Genomic DNA, 18941 nt, shown 5'->3' with positions numbered 1-18941 from the left:
TGCGCGGCTCCGGTGTCCAGGTGGGCGCATCGCAAGGCGGAGGAGGTACTCGATGCGGGTTTCATCGTGTGCCGACGACAACGCAGCGAGGTGCCCGCCTGGGCGCCGGAGATGCGTGCCGAACAGTCGAGGGGGGTCACTTGGAGCACCTCGCCGAGTTGTTGTCGTAGGCCACCGGGATCCGGGTGCCGATCGGCAGCGTGACGTTGCCGTCGAAGTTGCACAGGTAGAAGTTGAACCAGGAGCCGTACGACGCGGTCCGGGTCATCGTGTTCAGCTTCTGCGGCATGAACTGCAGCGTCTTCACCCAGATCGACTGGGTGTCGTCGAGCGTGCTCGCGACCGTACGGAGCTTGTCCAGGTCGGCCTTGATCGGCACCCGGGTCTGCTGCAGCAGGCCGGCCGTCTTGGTGTTCAGCGAGTTGATCGAGGTCAGCGAGCTCAGGATCGGGTTGATGTCCTGGCTGAGGCCGGTGATGAACTGCTGCAGGTTGACCAGCAGCTGGGAGAAGTTCTGCTGCCGCTGCGAGACGATCTGCAGCGTCGAGGTCAGGTTCGTGATCAGGTCGCCGATCACCTGGTCGGCGTTCGCCAGCGTGGTGGTCAGCGACGCGGTCTTGGCCAGCAGCGACTCGATCGTGCCGCCCTCCCCCTGCAGCACCTTGATCACCTCGAACGCGAACTGGTTGACGTCCTTCGGGGTGAGCGCGGTGAACAGCGGCTTGAACCCGTTGAACAGCACCGACAGGTCCAGCGCCGGCGTCGTCCGCTCCTTCGGGATGATGCCGTCCTTCTTCAGCCGCGGACCACCTCCGACGCCGTCGGTGAGCGCGATGTACCGGTTGCCGACCAGGTTCCGGTACCGCAGCGTCGCGTGCGTCGAGGCGTCCAGCACCTGGTCGGAGTCGACGCTGAACGACACCATCGCGAGTTTGTCCTGGTAGAGCTGGATCTTGTCGACCTGCCCGACCTTGACGCCCGCGATCCGGATGTCGTCGCCCTGGTTCAGCCCGACCGCGTCGGTGAACACCGCGCGGTACTTCGTGGTCGAGTTGAAGCTGATGTTCCCGATCGTCACCGCGAGCAGCGCGGTCGCGATCGTGGTCACCACCACGAAGATCCCGAGCCGCACGGTGTCGAACGTGGTCTTCTTGTCGAAGAAGGTCACCTTAGGTTCACCTGCCCGCCGCGGAGGAGGGGGCCGACGATCAGCGTGGTCAGGTCCGGTACGTCGTTCGCGGGCACGCCCATCGCGGGCCCGACGACCGAGTCGATCACCGACTGCTCGGCCGGCGTACCGACGCCCTGGGTGTCCATCGCGGCACCGGGCATCGCGCTGTTCAGCTTCAGGTTCACCGGGAAGCGCTGGTTCTTGTTGTGGTCGCCGATCACGCCGTCGTCACCGGTCACGTACGGCGCCGGGTTCTGCTGCGTGTACGGGCCCGGCTTCTCGCCGGGGACGCTGTAGTTCCGGCCGACGCAGGTCGGGCCGCGGTGGTCGGCGTACACCGGCTTCTCGTTCGGCTCGTACGGCGTCGGCTGGTTGGTGATCAGCTCGAGGTTGATGTTCAGCCGGCCGTCGCGGAACGTGTCGTTCAGGATCGGGGCGGTGTCGGCCATCACCTGCAGGAAGCACGGCACCTCGGGCGCGTACTTCTCCAGCAGGTCGAGCACCGGGCGGCTGACCTGGCCGAGCCGGATCACCCGGTCCTCGTTCGCCTTCAGGAACGCGTCGCCGGTGGTGGACAACTGCTGGACGTCCACGAAGAACGACTGCAACTGCTTCTGCTTCTCGACCACCGTGTTGCCGGTGATGGTCAGGTTGCGGAGCGCGCGGACCAGGTCGGGCGTCGCGTCGCCGTAGATGTCCGAGACCTGGGTGAGCTTGGCGAGGGCGTCCATCAGCTTCGGGACGCTCGGGTTCAGCTTCTTCAGGTACGCGTCCAGCTGGGTCAGCGTGCCGGCGATCTCGGTACCGCGGCCCTCGAGCGCGGTGGCCAGCGTGTTCAGCGTGGCGTTCAGGTCGGCCGGGTCGACCGCCTGGAGCAACGGCAGCGCGTCGTTCAGCACCTTCTCGATCTCGATGCCGACCGCGGTCTTGTCCCGCTGGATGACGTCGCCGGCCTTGATGTGCGCGCCTTCGGGGCCGTTCGGCGGCACGAGCGCGACGTACTTCTCGCCGAACAGCGTCTTCGGCAGGATCCGGGCGCTGACCGCGGCCGAGATCTCGTCCACCTGGTCCGGCTTCAGCGCCAGATCGACGGTCGCCTCGTCGCCGTTCGTGGAGACCTTGCGGACCTCGCCGACGATGATCCCGCGGAGCTTCACATCCGCGTGCTCGTTCAGCTGCAGGCCGATGTGGCTGGTCTTCAGCTCGACGTTCACGGTCTTGGTGAAGACCTTCGCGTAGAACGCGTACGTCAGCCAGAGCAGGAAGACCAGGACGCCGATGAACAGGACGCCCAGCACCTTGTGCGAAATGAGTCGGGTCATCCGGCCAGCCTCACCGTGGTCGTCGTACCCCAGATGGCCATCGAGAGCAGCAGGTCGACGACGTTGATCACCACGATCGACGTACGCACGGCCCGGCCGACGGCGACGCCGACGCCCGCGGGGCCGCCGGTCGCGTGGTACCCGTGGTAGCAGTGCACGAGGATCACCAGCACCGAGAACACCAGCACCTTGCCGAACGACCAGAGCACGTCCCCGGGTGGCAGGAACAGGTGGAAGTAGTGGTCGTACGTGCCGGTGCTCTGCCCGTAGAACGTCGTCACGGTCAGCCGGGTCGCGAAGTACGACGCGAGCAGACCGACGACGTACAGCGGGATCACGGCCACGAGGCCGGCGATGATCCGGGTGGTGACCAGGAACGGCAGCGACGGGATCGCCATCACCTCGAGGGCGTCGATCTCCTCGCTGATCCGCATCGCGCCGAGCTGCGCGGTGAACCCGCAGCCGACGGTCGCGGCGAGCGCGATCCCGGCGATCAGCGGGCCGATCTCGCGGGTGTTGATGTACGCCGACACGAAGCCGGCGAACGCCGACGTGCCGATCTGGTTCAGCGCCGAGTACCCCTGCAGGCCGACCTCGGTACCGGTGAAGAACGCCAGGAACGTGATCACGCCGACGGTGCCGCCGATCACCGCGAGCGCCCCGGTGCCGAGCGTCACCTCGGCCAGCAGCCGCAGGATCTCCTTGCGGTACCGGGTGATCGACTTGCCGGACCAGGCCAGTGCCTTGATGTAGAAGGCGAGCTGCTCACCGAGATGGTCCAGCCCGCTCAGCGGCTTCTTGATCAGGGTGTCCACCAGGGCCGACACGTCAGGCCCCCTTCGGCGGAATGAGCTGGAAGTAGATCGCGGTCATCGAGAAGTTCGCGACGAACAGCAGCATGAACGTGATCACGACGGACTGGTTCACCGCGTCGCCGACGCCCTTCGGCCCGCCGCCCGCGTTGACTCCCTTGTACGCCGCCACGATCGCGGCGATCGCCCCGAACACGAGCGCCTTCGCCTGGCCCTGCCACAGGTCGGGGAGCTGCGCGAGCGCGGTGAAGCTGGCGATGTAACTGCCCGGCGTGCCGTCCTGGAGGACGACGTTGAAGACGTAGCCGCCCATCACGCCGACCACACTGACGAAACCGTTCAGGAAGAACGCGACCAGCATCGTGGCCAGCAGCCGGGGTACGACGAGGCGCTGGATCGGGTCGATGCCCAGCACCATCATCGCGTCCAGCTCCTCGCGGATCTTCCGCGAACCGAGGTCCGCGCAGATCGCGGAGCCACCCGCGCCGGCGATCAGCAGGGCGGTCGCGATCGGCGACGCCTCCCGGACCACCGCGAGGACCGCGGCCGAACCGGTGAACGCCTGCGCGCCGAACTGCTTGATCAGCCCGCCGACCTGCAGCGCGATCACCGCACCGAACGGGATCGCGACCAGCGCGGTCGGGATGATCGTCACGCTCGCCACGAACCAGGCCTGCTGGAGGAACTCCTTCAGCTGGAAGGGCCGCCGGAACATGGCCCGGAACGTGTCGAGGGCGAAGGCGAACAGCGACCCCGCATGTTTCAGCGGGGCGGTGGCGGATACGGTCACCGCGCCCCCACCGTCGCAGTCGCGAACGAACCCGGAGGCGGGGTGACACCGTTCTCGCGGCACCACTCACCCGGCGGACGCTGGGTCGGGCGGAGCATGCCGCTGCTGGGCAGCTGCTGGATCGGGATCGGCGGCAGCGGCGGCAGCTCCTGGCCGGCCTCGGCCGCCAGTTCCTCGGCGTCCTTCTCCTCGGACATCCCGATCGGGCCGACCATCTGCGCGTTCAGGAACTGCCGGACGACCGGCTCCTCGCTGGACAGCAGCATCTCCCGGGGCCCGAACATCGCCAGGTGCCGGTGGTACAGCATGCCGATGTTGTCCGGGACGGTCCGCGCGGTGTTCACGTCGTGGGTGACGATCAGGAACGTCGGGCTGAACGCCTCGTTCAGGTCGATCATCACCTGGTTCAGGAACGACGTACGGACCGGGTCGAGGCCGGAGTCCGGCTCGTCGACCAGCAGGATCTGCGGGTCCAGGACCAGCGCCCGGGCCAGGCCGGCTCTTTTACGCATACCGCCGGAGATCTCGCCGGGCAGCTTCTTCTCCGCGCCGACCAGGCCGACCATCTCCATCTTCTCCATCACGATGGAGCGGATGTCGGACTCGGACTTCTTGGTGTGCTCGCGGAGCGGGAACGCGACGTTGTCGTAGAGGTTCATCGAGCCGAACATCGCGCCGTCCTGGAACAGCACCCCGAACAGCCGGCGCACGTCGTACAGCTCGCGCTCGCTGCAGGTCGCGATGTCGGTGCCCTCGATGTAGACGTGGCCCTTGTCGGGCTTCAGCAGACCGATCAGCGTCTTCAGGAACACGGACTTGCCGGTACCGGAAGGACCGAGCATCACGCAGATCTCACCGGCCGGCAGGGTCAGGGACACGTCGCCCCAGATCAGCTGGCTGCCGAAGGACTTGGTGAGACCCTCGACGCGGACTTCTACGCCCACCGGCCCTCCTCACACGGGATGTCTGCTGCTCCCCAACGACGGGGCAGTGGCCTAGGTTACGCACGAGTACGGTTTTGCGTAACCCCTGGAAGTCAAGCGATTGCGATAGTAGCCATCCGGAAATGCAGGAAGGGCGGCCCCCCTTGAGGGACCGCCCTTCTCAATACATTCGTTACGTCCCGGAACGGAACGTAAGCGAGGTCACTTCAGCGTGACGGTGGCGCCGGCGCCCTCGAGGGCCTCCTTGGCCTTCTCCGCGGCAGCCTTGTCGACCTTCTCCAGAACCGGCTTCGGCGCCGACTCGACGAGGTCCTTGGCCTCCTTCAGGCCGAGGCTCGTGAGACCGCGCACCTCCTTGATGACCTGGATCTTCTTGTCGCCGGCCGACTCGAGGACGACGTCGAACTCGTCCTGCTCCGCGGCCTCTTCGGCGGCAGCCGGGGCGCCCGGGGCACCGACGGCGGCAACGGCGACCGGGGCGGCGGCGGTGACGCCGAACTCCTCCTCGAACGCCTTAACGAACTCCGACAGCTCCAGCAGGGTCAGTTCCTTGAACTGGCCGAGGAGCTCTTCGGTGCTGAGCTTCGCCATGATGGCGGTCCTTCCTGACAAAATGTTGCTTGGTGATCACTGATGGGGTGTTGCGGTGAAGATGCCTCAGCTGTCCGCTGCGGCGGTCTCCTCGGTGCTCGCCTCGGCAGGTGCCTCGACCGTGTCCTGGACCTCGTCCTGGACCGCTGCCGGAGCAGCGTCGGCCGGTAGCTTGTCCTGCAGCGCCGCGAACAGGCGCGCGGCCTGCGACAGCGGAGCAGCGAACAGCGACACCGCGTTCTGCGGAGCCGCCTTCATCGCACCTGCGAGCTTCGCGAGGAGGACCTCACGCGACTCCAGGTCAGCGAGCTTGCTGATCTCGTCAGAGCCGAGTGCCTTACCGTCCAGCACTCCACCCTTGATGACGAGAAGGGGGTTCGCCTTGGCGAAGTCCCGCAGACCCTTGGCCGCAACCACCGGGTCGCCCTTGATGAAGGCGATTGCCGAGGGGCCTTCGAGCAGGCTGTCGAACGAGTCGACGCCGGCGTCCTTGGCCGCGATCTTGGTCAGCGTGTTCTTCACCACGGCGTAGTTCACGTCGTCACCGAGCGTAACTCGAAGCTGCTTGAGCTGCGCGACGGTGAGACCGCGGTACTCGGTCAGCACGGCGCCGTTGGAACTACGGAACTCGTCCGTCAGCTCCGCGACAGCGGCTGCCTTGTCCGGCCTCGCCATGGGGGTCTCCTTCTATCGGCTTCCACGCCTCGGACCCCTGAAAAGAAGAAACACCCCTGCGCAGGCGCAAGGGTGTGAAACATACTGTGTCACTGTCCAAGTCACCTGCGCGGGCCGCCCACCTGAGTGGGACCTTCAGCTACCTAGGGCAGCAACCAGCGGTCTTCGGCAGTAGACAGTGTGACTCTACAGTTGGCACTAAAGCAAATCGGGCTTAGCGGGATAGTAACGACCTACGTCGGGTGCGGTGGGATCCAGCGGTGCATCGCGGTCGCCGCGGCCCATCCCGTGCCCGCCATGATCACGATCGCCGGCCCCAGCCCCAGCAACGCCGTAGCCCCCGCCAGCAGCAACGGCCCCGCGCCGTTCCCGGTATCGGCGAACAACCGGAACGCCCCCAGGAACTGCGCCCGCCCCACCGGCGGCGACGCATCCGCGCCGAGCGTCATGATCACCCCCGCTCCCAACCCGTTCCCGATCCCCATCAGCAACGCGACCGCGGTCAGCGTCGCCGTCGTATGCGTCAACGGCAGCAGCAGATGCGCCAGCCCCAGTACGAGCATCGACGGTACGGCGACCCACTTCCGCCCGAGCCGGTCCATCACCGAGCCCGCCGGATAGAACAGCAGCATGTCCACCGCCCCGGACAGCCCGAAGATCACACTGGTCGTCTGCGCATCCAGCCCAATGTGCAATGCCCACAACGGAATCACGACCTGGCGCGACGCCCGTACGGCGCCCACCAGCAACGCCCCGACGCCAAGGGTCCGCAGTACCGGGAAGTGGTCGCGGATGACCGCCCAGGTGGACTGGGCAGCGACCGGACCACGCCCGCGCCGGTGCTCCACGTCCGGCAGGCTCAACAGCACGCCACACGCAAGTACTGCGGCTACCAGGTGCACCCAGTACGCACCGTCCGTACCGAGGAACTTCATCGCGCCCGCGCCGAGGAACGGGCCGATGAAGGAGCCGATCCGCTGTACGCCGCCCAACGTGGACAACGCCCGCGCCCGGAGCTCGATCGGGACCGCTTCGCTCAGATACGCCTGCCTGGCAAGGCCCCAGACCGCACCGGCGAGCCCAGTGCAGCCAATTGCGACAGCCAGGCCCCACACGTTCGGAACGACCAAACAAGCGGCCAGGGCGAACGCCACGAACACGGTGGCGCCCAACATCGCCTTGCGCTCACCAATGCGGTTCGTCAGCGCACCAGCAGGGATGTCACCGATCACCTGGCCCAGCCCGGCAGCCGCTACGACCAGCCCGGCGACAGCAACGGAGGCGCCGAGGTGCGTGGCCGACAGTGCGACCACCGGCGCAATAGCGCCCTGCCCGATCCCGTACAGCAGGGCGGGCAGATAGACGGCCGGTGCGATCTTCCAGAGGGTCCGGGCCTGTGACATCACCGGCCGCCGGCCAGCGCCGTACTGCGATCCCGGGCGGCCGGGGTGGCCCCCAGCAACTCCGACACCGACCAGGCACCCGCGGCGACCCTCATCCCGAACTCCTCCATCCGCTCCACCGGCATCCGCATCTCGGGGCCGGACACACTCAGACAGCCAGTGACGGCACCGGAGTAGCCGAACACCGGCGCAGCAACGCTGCAGATCCCCTCGGTCCGCTCGGTGCGCGACATCGCGTACCCGCGCCGGCGGATGTCCGCGAACTGCTCCGCGAGTACGCCGGGATCCGTGATGGTGGCCGGCTGCACCTGCTCCAGCGGGCCCTTCAGCACGTCCTGCTGCCGCTCGACCGGCAGGAACGCCAGCAACGCCTTCCCCGGCGCACCCAGCGGCAACGCGACCGGCAGACCGAACTCCGTGTAGGTACGGCGCAGTTGGTGGAAGCTCTCGACCTGGTCGAGCACGACACGCTGCCCTGACGGCAACAGCTCGTGCACGGCCGCGGTCTCCCCTGTGTCATCGCGGAGTGCACGGAGCACCGGCAGCGCGGCGTCCCGTAGCCCGGCCGGAATCCCACCGCTGTGCGCCAGCTGCACGACCAACGGCCCGATCGCGTACCGCTTGTGCGCGGTCTGGCGGACCAGCCCGTTCTCCTGCATCGCCAGCAGCAGCCGATGCACGGTGCTCGTCGACAGCCCGGTCGCCCGGGCCAGATCGCTGATGCCGAGATCCGGCGTCCGTGCGTCGAAGCACCGCAGGATCGCCACAGCCCGGTCGATCGACTGGACCGACCCGCGCGCTTCCTGCATGCCGAAACCATATCCCGCCATACGGGAACGCTCCAGGCAGTCCAAAGCCCGGACCACTCCGGGCCCGGGCTTCGGAGGAAACGGCTCAGCTCAGGACGGCGAGCGCGTCGATCTCGACGAGCATGTCCGGCAGCGGCAGCCCGGTGAACACCGTGGTCCGCGACGGCAGTACGCCGCTCGGCGTCCGGGTCGACACGAACTCGGCGTACGCCTCGTTCATCGCGCCGAAGTCCTCGCGCTGGGTGAGGTAGACGCGCAGCATCACCACGTCGTCGATGCTCGCGCCGCCGGCCTTCAGGATCGCCTCGATGTTCTGCAGTACCCGGGTGGTCTGGCCCTTCACGTCACCGGCGAACACGAAGTCGCCGCTGGCCGGGTCGACCGAGCCCTGGCCGGACACCTGCAGGATGTTGCCCTTGCGGACGCCCTGCGAGAACACCGGCATCGGCGGCGGCGCGTCGGTGGTGGAGACTGCGCTCTTGTCGGACATCAGGTCTGACACCTCTCAGTTGTAGTCGGCACTGATCGCCTGTGCGGTGGCGAGCAGCTCGGGGAGCAGCTCGAGCACCTGTTCATAGTTCAGCAGTACGTCGGGTACGGACAACGACACGGCCCCGACGACGCGCCCGGTCGCGTCCTTGAGCGGTGCACCGATGCAGTTGATGAACGACTCGTGTTCCGCCCGGTCCTGCGCCCAGCCGCGCTCCTTGGTGACCACCAGCTCCTCCCGCAACCGGTCGGCGTCGGTGATCGTGTTGGGCGTGTAGGCCTTGTAGTCGAGCGTGGCCAGCACGGCCTCCCACTGACGCTTCGGCTGCGCGGCCAGTAATACCTTGCCGACCGCCGTGCAGTGCAGCGCCGCCGGCACGCCGACCTGCGAGTACATGCGGACCGAGCGCACGCTGTCCAGCTTGTCGACGTAGATGACCTCGCCGTTCTCCCACGCTGCCAGGTGGACCGTCTGCCCGGTCTTCTGGTTCAGCTCGAGCAGATGCGGCGCAGCCACTTGCCGTACGACGTGCTGCTCGCGCGCGACGTCCGCGAGAGCGAACAGCCGCGAGCCCAGGCGGTACCTGTGCGCGGCGTCCCGTCGTACGAACCTGTCGGCCTCCATGGTGCGTAACAGCCGCAGCACGGTGGTCTTGTGCACGCCGAGCTCACCGGCGAGCTGGTCCAGCGACCGCTCGCCCTCGCCGAGGCTGGTGAGGATCTGCAGCGCTCTGGCCAGGCTCTGGCTCATACCGCACCGATCTTCGTCGCTGCCCACACCGCGTCGGTTGCGTTGAGCAGTCTCTCCCGCTCAGCGACGGCAGGAGGCGGTGCGTGGTCCTCAGGCTTGATCAGCACAGCAGCCGCGTTCAAATGCCCCAGCCGCAACCGCTGTACAGCAGACAGGCCCTGCAAGGTCCCGGCCAAGAAGCCAGCCGCAAACGCATCGCCCGCGCCAACAGTCTCCACAACCTCTACAGACAGTGCTGGGACCTCAGTACGACCAGCGGGCTCCAGGACGATCGCGGCGTTCGAATCGTCCTTCACAACCAGCGTCTTGGCGCCAAGACGCTCGTACAGCTCATCCGGATCCCCAGTGCCGGCAAAGACCTCAGCCTCGTCGGCCCCGATCAGGACGATGTCAGCAGCTCGCAGCAACCGCCACAACGGCTCTGGGTCCCGCTCCCGCCACAACACCGGCCGCCAGTTCAGGTCGACGCTCAGCAGGAACTCGCGCGGCTCGGTGGCCAACCGCTCGAGCATGTCCGAGCTGCTGGCAGAGATCGCCGCGGTAATACCCGTCGTGTGCACGAGCTTCGCCTGCGCCAGCCGCTCACGCACCTCCGGACGGTCCAAGAAGGCGGGTGCGAGCGCAGCAGCCGCCGAACCGGTCCGGTAGTAGTGCATCCGGGACCGTCCGCCGTCCGACTCCTTCACGTAGAGCGCCGTCGGCCGGACCGGGTCGAGCTCCACTCCCCCGACGTCGACGCCGCGCGCCTGCAGGTCCCGCAGTACGTGCTGACCGAAGCCGTCGTCGCCGAGCCGCGAGATCCAGCCGGTCGGGACACCGAGCGCGGTCAGTCCGCCGGCCACGTTGCACTCCGCGCCGCCGACCGACCGCCGGAACACCTCGACGTCCGCGAGCGGGCCGGAACCGCCCGCCAGCATGATCATCGCCTCACCCAGGCAGATCGCGGCTGTCTCGGGCATCGGCACTCCTTGCGGGAGAAGTGATGGGATGGGGGTGCGTTGACGCGACTTTGGGCGCGATGCTACAACCGACGAGTCAGAATACGCAATGAGCGTTGCATATTCTGCAATCCCAACTCCAGGGGGTCTGATGCCTGCTTACGATGCCGACGCCGTCGCCGCTCTCGCCGATCAGCAGGTGAGCTGGCGGGACAAGGCGCTGCCACCGGGCTTCTGGGGCCGGACCGTCCGCGAGATCCTCGCGGACCGGCCCCGGCTGTCCGAGCTGCCGACGCCGCTGATGACGCTCTCGGCACCCGGTCTGCGGCACAACGTCGACACCCTCGCCACCTGGTGCACGCGGCACGGCGTCGAGCTCGCGCCGCACGGCAAGACCACGATGGCGCCCGCGCTGTGGGCGATGCAGCTCGACGCAGGCTCCTGGGCGATCACGCTCGCGAACGCGTTCCAGCTCGGCGTCGCCCGCGCGTACGGCGTCCAGCGGGTGCTGATCGCGAACGCGGTGATCTCCCCACTGCAGTTGCGCTGGATCGCCGACGAGCTCGCGGCCGACCCGTCGTTCGAGGTGTCGGTGTGGGCGGACTCGGTCCGCACCGTCGAGATCATGGAGGAGGCGCGGGCGGCGTACGTCGGCCCGGACGCGCGCCCGCTGGACGTGATGGTCGAGGTCGGCGGCATCGGCGGCCGGACCGGGGCCCGCGACGCCGAGACCGCGCTGGCGGTCGGCCAGGCGATCGCGGACGCGTCGACGCTGCGGCTGGCCGGGGTCGCCGGGTACGAGGGCGCGATCGGGCACGGCGTCGACGAGGCCAACCTCGAGGAGGTCCGCGGGTACCTGCGCGACCTGGCGGCGGTCCACCACCGGCTGCGCCCGCTGTACGACGCCGACGTCGTACCGGTGGTCAGCGCCGGGGGCAGCCAGTACTTCGAGCAGGTCGCGAAGGTCCTCGCCGCCGAGGCGGGCGAAGGTGCGCGAGTGGTACTGCGGTCCGGCGCCTACATCTCCCACGACGACGGCCTGTACCGCCGGGTGTCGCCGCTCGGGGAGCACCCGCGGACCGACGGCGAGCAACTCGTGGCCGCAATGCACGGGTGGATCCGGATCACCTCGCAGCCCGAGCCCGGGCTGGCGATCTTCGACGCGGGCCGCCGCGACTTCCCGTTCGACCAGGACTGGCCGGAGCCGCAGCTGATCCGCCCGCGGACGGCGGACGGGCCCGTACTGCCGGCGACGGGCATGACGGTCACGAACCTCAACGACCAGCACGGGTTCCTGCACTTCGGGGACGTCCCGGTGGTCGTCGGCGACGAACTGCGAGTCGGCCTGTCGCATCCGTGCACGGCCTTCGACAAGTGGGGGCTGATCCCGGTCGTCGACGACGCCGACGGCGCGGACCCTGTCGTCGTCGACCTGGTCCGGACGTTCTTCTGAGATGCTGAACATCACGGGCGCGCTGGTCGTCGACGGCTCCGGCGCGCCGGGGTATCACACGGACGTCGCCGTCGACGCCGGCCGGATCGTGGCCATCGGCACCGACCTGCCGGCCGCGCACCGGACGATCGACGCCGACGGGCTGGTGCTGTCGCCCGGGTTCATCGACATGCACTCGCACTCGGACCTGCAGATCCTGGTGAACCCCGAGCACACCGCGAAGGTCAGCCAGGGCGTCACGCTGGAGATCCTCGGCCAGGACGGGCTGTCCTTCGCGCCGATCGACGACCCGACGCGGGCCGTCGTCCGCCGCCAGATCGCCGGCTGGAACGGCGAGCCGGACGACTTCGACTTCTCCTGGTCGACGGTCGCCGGGTACCTGGACCGGCTCGATGAGGGCATCGCCTGCAACGCGGCGTACCTGGTCCCGCAGGGCACGTTGCGGATGATGGTCGTTGGTACGTCCAACCGTCCCGCAACGGAGGTCGAGCTGGAGCGGATGAAGCAGCTACTGGCCGACGGGCTGCGCGAGGGCGCGGTCGGGATGAGCAGCGGGCTCACGTACACGCCGGGCATGTTCGCGACCACGGACGAGCTGGTCGAGCTGTGCTCGGTCGTCGCGTCGTACGGCGGGTACTACGCGCCGCACCAGCGCTCGTACGGCAAGGGCGCGCTCGAGGCGTACGCCGAGATGGTCGACGTGGCCCGCCGTTCCGGCTGCGCGCTGCACCTGACCCATGCGGTGATGAACTTCGGCCCGAACGCCGGCCGCGGCGCCGACCTGGTCGCGATGATCGACGACGCGCTGGCCTCCGGCGTCGACGTCACCACCGACACCTACCCGTACTTGCCCGGAGCAACCACCCTGTCAGCGGTCCTGCCGAGCTGGACCGCGGAGGGCGGGCCGGACGCGCAGCTCGCCCGGCTCCGGGACCCGGCGGCGCGAGAGCGGATCACGTACGAACTCGAGCAGGTCGGCACCGACGGCTGCCACGGCTGCGTCGTCGAGTGGGACACGATCGAGATCGGCGGCGTCCGCAATCAAGCGCTGTCGGAAACGGTAGGAAACACGATTTCCACACTTTCCGCGCGATCCGGGAAGCCCGCGGCGGACGTCTTCTACGAGATCCTGCTCGCCGACGACCTCGCGACGTCGATCCTGCAGCACGTCGGCCACGAGGAGAACGTCCGGACGATCATGCGGCACCGGTCGCACACCGGCGGCTCGGACGGGATCCTGGTCGGCGGCAAGCCGCATCCGCGCTCGTGGGGCACGTTCCCGCGCTACCTCGCCCGGTACGTCCGCGAACTCGGCGTCCTCGACCTCACCGACTGCATCCACCACCTCACCGGCCGCCCGGCCCGGCGGCTGCGGCTTACCGACCGCGGGCTGATCCGGACCGGGTACGCCGCCGACCTGGTGCTGTTCGACCCGGACACGGTCCGCGACGCCGCCACCTTCCCCGAACCCCGTCAACCGGCCGAAGGGATCCCGTACGTGCTGGTCAACGGGGTCCCGGTCGTCGACGACCACCACCGCACCGAGGCCCGCCCCGGTCGCGCCGTACGCCGAACCTCCTGAGAGGAAACCCTTGTGAACACCCTGGACCTGCTCCGCGCCGACCGGGTGCTGACCGTCGTCCGCGCCCCGGAGATCTCCGACGCCCGCGACCTCTGCGCCGCACTGGTGGCCGGCGGCATCCACGTCGTCGAGCTCACGTACACCACGCCGGACCTCCCCCGGCACCTGGAGCGGGCCGCCGCCACGGCTGCCGAGACCGGCGCGGTCGTCGGTGCGGGGACCGTGCAGACCGCCGGCCAGGCCACGCAGGCGATCGACGCGGGCGCGCAGTTCCTGGTCACCCCGGGGCAAGGCCCGGAGGCCGCCGCGATCGCCGAGGCCGCGCGGGCCGCCGGCGTACCGGTGGTGCTCGGCGCGTTCACCCCGTCGGAGGTGATGACCGCGCTGGCGCTGGGGTCGGCCGCGGTGAAGATCTTCCCGGCGCACCAGCTCGGCCCGAAGTACTTCAAGGACCTGAACGGCCCGTTCCCCGGCGTACCGCTGATCCCGTCCGGCGGCGTCAACGCCGGCAACGCGAAGGACTTCCTGGCCGCCGGGGCGTTCGCCGTCAGCGCCGGGACGGACGTCGTCGCGCCCGCGGAAGTGGCCGCCGGCAACTGGCAGTCGATCACCGAGAAGGCGAAGGCGTTCTGCGCGGCTATTGCACCGTGATGCTCCCGTAGCTGCTGCGCAGGAACAGGTGGTGCGCGGCGGACGCGTCGTTCGGCACGCTCAGATTCGTCGACCCCTGCGCGGCGACCGCGTCGATCGCGTACGACGTCGTCCGCGGCAGCTGCACCGTGATCGACCCGTCGCTCGAGGTCGCGGACACCCGGTCCGGCGGGGCCTCGAAGACCATCGAGATCGATCCGCGCTGCGCGTCCACCGCCACCTGCGGGCTGCGCATCCGCGCCAGGTCGACGGACCCGTCGCTCGCGTGCACCGTCAACGGGGCCGACAGCCCGACCAGGTTGATCGAGGTGCCCTCGACCTTCGCCTGAACGGGTGCCTCGGCCGGCACCTCCACGGTGACGTCGATGTTGCAGTGCGTGTCCTGGCACATCGCCCGGACCAGTAACTGGCGTCCCTGCGTGGTCACCTGGAGGTCCGGCTTCGTCACGGTGTACGACCCGTCGAGCGTGACGTGCACCTTGCCGTCGTTACTGGCCAGCACCTGCGTCGAGATGTCGGAGAAGATCTGCACCCCGTCCGCCCCGGGCGCGAACTCCCCCGAGTAGCTGTACGGCAGCTTGCCGCGGATCGCCGCCACGGTGCCCGCCCCGCCGGCCAGCAGCACCACCAGCAACGGCAGCACCCCGACCAGCAGCATGGTCCGCTGTGCTCTCGTCACGACGTCCCCAGGTATCGCAGGACCGCCAGCACCCGGCGGTGCTCGCCGTCGGTCGGGGACAGCTGCAGCTTCAGGAAGATGTTGCTGATGTGCTTCTCGACCGCCCCTTCGCCGACGACCAGCGCCTGCGCGATCCCGGCGTTCGACTTGCCCTCGGCCATCGCCCGGAGAACGTCCTGTTCCCGCGGGCTCAGCACGGCCAGCGGATCCGACTTCCGGGACCGCACCAGCAGCTGCGAGATCACCTCCGGGTCCAGTGCCGCACCGCCGTCCGCGACCCGGCGCAGCCCGTCGATGAACTGGTCGACGTCGGCCACCCGGTCCTTCAGCAGGTACCCGACGCCGCCCGGGTTCGCGCCGATCAACTCGCTCGCGTACCGCTCCTCGACGTACTGCGAGAGCACCAGCACGCCGACCTCCGGGTACTGGTCGCGGAGCACCAGCGCCGCCCGGAGCCCCTCGTCGGTGAACGTCGGCGGCATCCGGACGTCGACCACGCAGACGTCCGGCCGGTGCTGCTCGACCGCGGTCAGCAGCGTGTTGCCGTCGCCGACCGCTGCGACCACCTCGCAGTCCTGCTCCACGAGCAGTCGCACGATGCCCTCGCGCAGCAGCACCGAGTCCTCGGCGATCACGACCCGCATCCGTTCGGCCTCCTCAGCCACAGGGCACCTCCGCGATCAGCGTCGTGCCGCCACCCGGTGGACTGTCCACCGTCAGCCGTCCGTCCACACCGGCCACCCGGTCGGCCAGCCCCCGCAACCCGCTGCCGCCCGCCGGATCGGCGCCGCCGCGGCCGTTGTCCCGCACCTCGACCCGCAGTACGTCGTCGTTCCGGACCACCTGCACGTCCGCCTCCGCGGCGTCGGCGTGCTTGGCGACGTTCGCGAGCGCCTCGGTCACCACGAAGTACGCGATCGACTCGATCGTCAGCTGCGGCCTCGGCCGGACGTCGACGCGCAGCCGGACCGGCACCGGCGACCGCGCCGCGACCGCCGACAGCGCCGCGTCCAGGCCGCGGTCGGTCAGCACCGGGGGATGCAGCCCGCGGGTCAGGTCCCGGATCTCGGCGATCGCCTGCATGGCCTCCGAGTGCGCCTCCTGGATCAGCGCCCGGACGTCCGGTTCCCGGTCGCCGAGCCGGTTCTTCGCCCGGCCGAGCGTCATCGCCAGCGAGACCAGCCGCTGCTGGGCGCCGTCGTGCAGGTCGCGCTCCATCCGGCGCCGCTCGGCCTCGACCGAGTCGACCACCTGCTGCCGGCTCTGCACCAGCTGATGGACGCGCTCGGCCAGTACGCCGGTCTCAGACGGCCCGAGCAACTCCTTCACCAGCCACCCGTCGAACCACGAGGCGGCCCGGATGACCACGGGCGAGACGAAATACAGGAACAGCGCCGCGAGCACGGCGACCACCGTGGCCTGGGTCGTCGAGTCGACGATGAACGGCCCGAGTTGGGCCTGGCCGGCCGCGAACCGCGAGTAGTACACCGGCAGCGCGATCAGCACCGGCGGAACCGACCACATGGCCGGCACCAGGAACAGCCACGCGCACGCCGCCCAGAACAGGATGAAGTAGTAGAGGAACTGCCGCCACAGCCCCGGATCCCGGACCGCCAGCACCGCGTCCTCGAGCGCCGACCCGGCCCGCTGCGGCGGCACCAGCGCGGGCACTTCCTGGCCGCGGGTCACCCGCGCGCGGGCCCGTTCCCAGCCGGCGATGGCGTAGACCGACCGGTTCGCCCACCGCGACAGCGGGATCCCGATCGGTGCCAGCAGGAAGCCCACGAGGACCAGGAGGGTCGCGGCGAGCACGAGCAGGCCGGACGTCAGCACGACCACCGCGTCGCCGATCAGATGGATCGTTGCCAACCACAAGTACGGCGATCGCCAGAGTCCCCACGGGGTCCGGGGAACCGGACTCACCGCAGCCGTCATCCGGATCACCTCCCCGTGTCATCGCCTGCTCGCGGTCACAACTTACGTGGTCGGTGCCGCCGGACGGCATCAGGACAACCCACGGAACCCGTCGGGGGTTATCCCCACCCCCGTTCGTGGGCTGACCGGACTGTGCCGGACAGCCCTTCCCGGAAGGCTTGAGGACATGACGACGACAGCGATCAGCCCCACTGAGATCGGGCAAGCCATGGACGGGAAGCTCGGTGACGCGATCGACGACCGCGTGGCCGACGCGCTGGACGAGTACATCGCCGAAGGCCGGCTGGACGGCCGGATCCGGGCCCGCCGCTCCCCCGGCGGCCTGGCCGCGATGGTAGCCGCCGGGGTCGCGGCGGTACTGCTGCCGTGGTGCTTGATCCTCGCGGCGACGCTGCCGAGCACGTACCAGGCCGGTCACTGGAAGCTGACCTGGATCGGTCTGGACTGCGCCACCGCGATCGCCGCCGGCCTCACGGCGTACCTGCTCCACAAGGGCAACAGGCACGCCACTCTGACCGCGATGGCCGCCGGAACGCTGCTGATCGCCGACGCCTGGTTCGACGTGAGTACGGCGGCGGCCGGGTTCGACCGGACGCTCTCGCTGACCGAGGCGGTACTGCTCGAGGTACCGCTCGCGATCTGCGCGTTCCTGGTGGCGGCCCGCGAGCTCAAGCGCTGATCAGCTCCAGCACCGGGCCCTGGTGCAAGGCGCGGTAGACCTTGTCCCGCAGGACGTTCGCCTCCGCGTCGGTGAGGGTCCGGTCCACCGGCCGCAGGACCAGTCTGACCAGCACGTTCCGTTGACCAGGCGTCATCTGGAGACGCTCCCGGGCACTCGTCGGCAAGTCGTCGTACGACGTTTCGCCCAGCACCTCCAGCGACTCCGCGGCATCGGCATCCAGGCCCAGCGCGGCCCGGACCTTGTCGCCGAGTACCTCGTCCGATACGTCCGCGGCCGCGTCCACCACCACGGACAGGTCGCGGCGGACCGGCGGCATCGACGAGACCGGCCTGTACGGCGTCAGGTCCAGCATCTGCCCCGCCACCCGAGGATCGGTGGACCGGAGCAGCCGGATGTCGCGGATCCCCTTGCGCAGCATCATCAGCCGGTCGAGACCCGGGCCCATCGCCAGCCCGGTCCAGCTCTCGTCCAGCCCGGCCATCCGCAGTACGTGCGGCGCCGCGACACCGCACTCGCCGATCTCGATCCACTGGTCGTCCAGCAGGACGTCGATCTGCCGGCCGTGGATCGTGTACGGGTGCACCGCCGGCACGGTGCGGTACGTCTGCCCCGGCAGGACGGTGTCGACCAGGCGGGCGATCATGTCCTCCAGCTCGGGTTCGCCGAGCGTGACGTTCCGGCTGACCCGCCACAGGTCGAGCTGGTGCGGCGTACCCGTGTGTTGCCAGTCGACGGAGTCCCGCCGGTAGCAGATGCCCGCGCAGATCATCAGTACGTCGGACGCCTCCGAGCCCGCGAGTTCGCGAAGCGCCGGCGGGATCATCGCGGACGTGTGGCTCCGCAGTACCTCGTTCTCCGAGACGTAGCGCGTGTACCGGGCCTCCCGGGTGACGGCGCCGGTGGCGTAGCCGAGGTTGTCGTAGTTGTCCGCGAGCGGGACGACCGGATGGTCGCGGCGGGTCCAGATCTCGGTGTACGGCCAAGCCGTGCCGAGCGCCGTACGGATCGCCTCGACGACGAGCTGGACGGCGTGCGGGCCCTGGGCCGGATCGCTGAGGTCGCGGAGCGCGAGGGCAGCGTGCAGTTCTTCAACGGTGAGGACAGACATGAGCTTTCTCCACAGGTGACGGTCTCGACGGGGGGTCCACCCCGGTCGGCCGCGGTCACCTCAGGAGAGAGCGCAGCAGCAGCTCACCCCGTCGGCACCGTCGTGCCGGCCGGGGCGCAGAAATCGCCGCCCGTACTGCGTCATGCGGTCAAGTCT

20 protein-coding genes are annotated in these 18941 nt (G+C 69.1%); 4 read left to right on the top strand and 16 right to left on the bottom strand.

What is annotated here, in order from left to right:
* Positions 1–136: 136 nt before the first annotated feature.
* From ACXJJ3_RS27915 to ACXJJ3_RS27860, 12 genes are all read right to left on the bottom strand, one after another.
* Complete coding sequence (locus ACXJJ3_RS27915) at positions 137–1168, bottom strand: MCE family protein (RefSeq protein WP_458164816.1); 1032 nt, start codon at positions 1166–1168, stop codon at positions 137–139.
* The gene (locus ACXJJ3_RS27910; protein ID WP_458164815.1) at positions 1165–2493 is read right to left on the bottom strand and encodes an MCE family protein; all 1329 of its coding nucleotides are present in this window, start codon (positions 2491–2493) and stop codon (positions 1165–1167) included. Before ACXJJ3_RS27910 ends, ACXJJ3_RS27915 begins: the two co-directional genes overlap by 4 nt.
* Complete coding sequence (locus ACXJJ3_RS27905; protein ID WP_458164814.1) at positions 2490–3320, bottom strand: MlaE family ABC transporter permease; 831 nt, start codon at positions 3318–3320, stop codon at positions 2490–2492. The genes ACXJJ3_RS27910 and ACXJJ3_RS27905 overlap by 4 nt, the downstream gene beginning before the upstream one ends.
* A gap of 1 nt (position 3321) precedes the next feature.
* Positions 3322–4095 (bottom strand): MlaE family ABC transporter permease, encoded by a 774-nt coding sequence (locus ACXJJ3_RS27900; protein ID WP_458164813.1) that lies wholly within the window; start codon positions 4093–4095, stop codon positions 3322–3324.
* Entirely contained in the window at positions 4092–5039 is a 948-nt protein-coding gene (locus ACXJJ3_RS27895) for an ABC transporter ATP-binding protein (RefSeq protein ID WP_458164812.1), read from the bottom strand. Before ACXJJ3_RS27895 ends, ACXJJ3_RS27900 begins: the two co-directional genes overlap by 4 nt.
* 201 nt (positions 5040–5240) lie before the next feature.
* Positions 5241–5630 (bottom strand): 50S ribosomal protein L7/L12, encoded by a 390-nt coding sequence (gene rplL, locus ACXJJ3_RS27890; protein ID WP_458164810.1) that lies wholly within the window; start codon positions 5628–5630, stop codon positions 5241–5243.
* 66 nt (positions 5631–5696) lie between these two features.
* The gene (gene rplJ / locus ACXJJ3_RS27885) at positions 5697–6305 is read right to left on the bottom strand and encodes a 50S ribosomal protein L10 (RefSeq protein WP_458164808.1); all 609 of its coding nucleotides are present in this window, start codon (positions 6303–6305) and stop codon (positions 5697–5699) included.
* Positions 6306–6538: 233 nt separating this feature from the next.
* Positions 6539–7708, bottom strand: a complete 1170-nt coding sequence (locus ACXJJ3_RS27880) for an MFS transporter (protein ID WP_458164807.1) — start codon at positions 7706–7708, stop codon at positions 6539–6541.
* On the bottom strand, positions 7708–8517 hold the full coding sequence (locus tag ACXJJ3_RS27875; protein ID WP_458164806.1) for an IclR family transcriptional regulator: 810 nt from the start codon (positions 8515–8517) through the stop codon (positions 7708–7710). The genes ACXJJ3_RS27880 and ACXJJ3_RS27875 overlap by 1 nt, the downstream gene beginning before the upstream one ends.
* Before the next feature lie 85 nt (positions 8518–8602).
* The gene (locus ACXJJ3_RS27870; RefSeq protein WP_458164805.1) at positions 8603–9007 is read right to left on the bottom strand and encodes a RidA family protein; all 405 of its coding nucleotides are present in this window, start codon (positions 9005–9007) and stop codon (positions 8603–8605) included.
* Between the two features lie 15 nt (positions 9008–9022).
* Positions 9023–9757, bottom strand: coding sequence for an IclR family transcriptional regulator (locus ACXJJ3_RS27865; RefSeq protein WP_458164804.1), 735 nt, complete (start codon positions 9755–9757; stop codon positions 9023–9025).
* Positions 9754–10716: a sugar kinase gene (locus ACXJJ3_RS27860; protein ID WP_458164803.1), complete on the bottom strand. Its 963-nt coding sequence runs from the start codon at positions 10714–10716 to the stop codon at positions 9754–9756. The genes ACXJJ3_RS27865 and ACXJJ3_RS27860 overlap by 4 nt, the downstream gene beginning before the upstream one ends.
* 130 nt (positions 10717–10846) lie before the next feature.
* Between ACXJJ3_RS27860 and ACXJJ3_RS27855 the strand changes: the two genes are divergently transcribed.
* The 3 genes from ACXJJ3_RS27855 to ACXJJ3_RS27845 are packed head-to-tail and all read left to right on the top strand — an operon-like array spanning position 10847 to position 14381.
* Positions 10847–12148: an amino acid deaminase gene (locus ACXJJ3_RS27855; protein WP_458164802.1), complete on the top strand. Its 1302-nt coding sequence runs from the start codon at positions 10847–10849 to the stop codon at positions 12146–12148.
* A 1-nt stretch (position 12149) separates the two neighbouring features.
* Positions 12150–13730: an N-acyl-D-amino-acid deacylase family protein gene (locus ACXJJ3_RS27850; protein ID WP_458164801.1), complete on the top strand. Its 1581-nt coding sequence runs from the start codon at positions 12150–12152 to the stop codon at positions 13728–13730.
* A gap of 12 nt (positions 13731–13742) precedes the next feature.
* Positions 13743–14381 carry a bifunctional 4-hydroxy-2-oxoglutarate aldolase/2-dehydro-3-deoxy-phosphogluconate aldolase gene (locus tag ACXJJ3_RS27845; protein WP_458164800.1) on the top strand — a complete coding sequence of 213 codons (639 nt, stop codon included), beginning with the start codon at positions 13743–13745 and terminating at the stop codon, positions 14379–14381.
* Here ACXJJ3_RS27845 and ACXJJ3_RS27840 read toward each other — a convergent pair.
* Genes ACXJJ3_RS27840 through ACXJJ3_RS27830 form a run of 3 tightly spaced genes read right to left on the bottom strand, consistent with a single transcriptional unit; the run spans position 14368 to position 16995 of the window.
* Positions 14368–15060: a DUF4097 family beta strand repeat-containing protein gene (locus ACXJJ3_RS27840; protein ID WP_458164799.1), complete on the bottom strand. Its 693-nt coding sequence runs from the start codon at positions 15058–15060 to the stop codon at positions 14368–14370. The genes ACXJJ3_RS27845 and ACXJJ3_RS27840 overlap by 14 nt on opposite strands.
* Positions 15057–15704: a response regulator transcription factor gene (locus ACXJJ3_RS27835; protein ID WP_458171957.1), complete on the bottom strand. Its 648-nt coding sequence runs from the start codon at positions 15702–15704 to the stop codon at positions 15057–15059. The genes ACXJJ3_RS27840 and ACXJJ3_RS27835 overlap by 4 nt, the downstream gene beginning before the upstream one ends.
* Positions 15705–15717: 13 nt before the next feature.
* Positions 15718–16995: a sensor histidine kinase gene (locus ACXJJ3_RS27830; protein ID WP_458164798.1), complete on the bottom strand. Its 1278-nt coding sequence runs from the start codon at positions 16993–16995 to the stop codon at positions 15718–15720.
* A gap of 166 nt (positions 16996–17161) precedes the next feature.
* Between ACXJJ3_RS27830 and ACXJJ3_RS27825 the strand changes: the two genes are divergently transcribed.
* Positions 17162–17674 carry a hypothetical protein gene (locus ACXJJ3_RS27825; protein WP_458164797.1) on the top strand — a complete coding sequence of 171 codons (513 nt, stop codon included), beginning with the start codon at positions 17162–17164 and terminating at the stop codon, positions 17672–17674.
* Here the strand turns inward: ACXJJ3_RS27825 and srmL are convergent.
* Positions 17664–18785, bottom strand: coding sequence for a PheS-related mystery ligase SrmL (gene srmL / locus ACXJJ3_RS27820; RefSeq protein ID WP_458164796.1), 1122 nt, complete (start codon positions 18783–18785; stop codon positions 17664–17666). The genes ACXJJ3_RS27825 and srmL overlap by 11 nt on opposite strands.
* Positions 18786–18941: the final 156 nt, after the last annotated feature.

Source organism: Kribbella sp. WER1, from assembly GCF_054189145.1.
The sequence above is the reverse complement of the archived record's forward strand: the minus strand, read 5'-3'. Positions and strand labels throughout refer to the sequence as shown.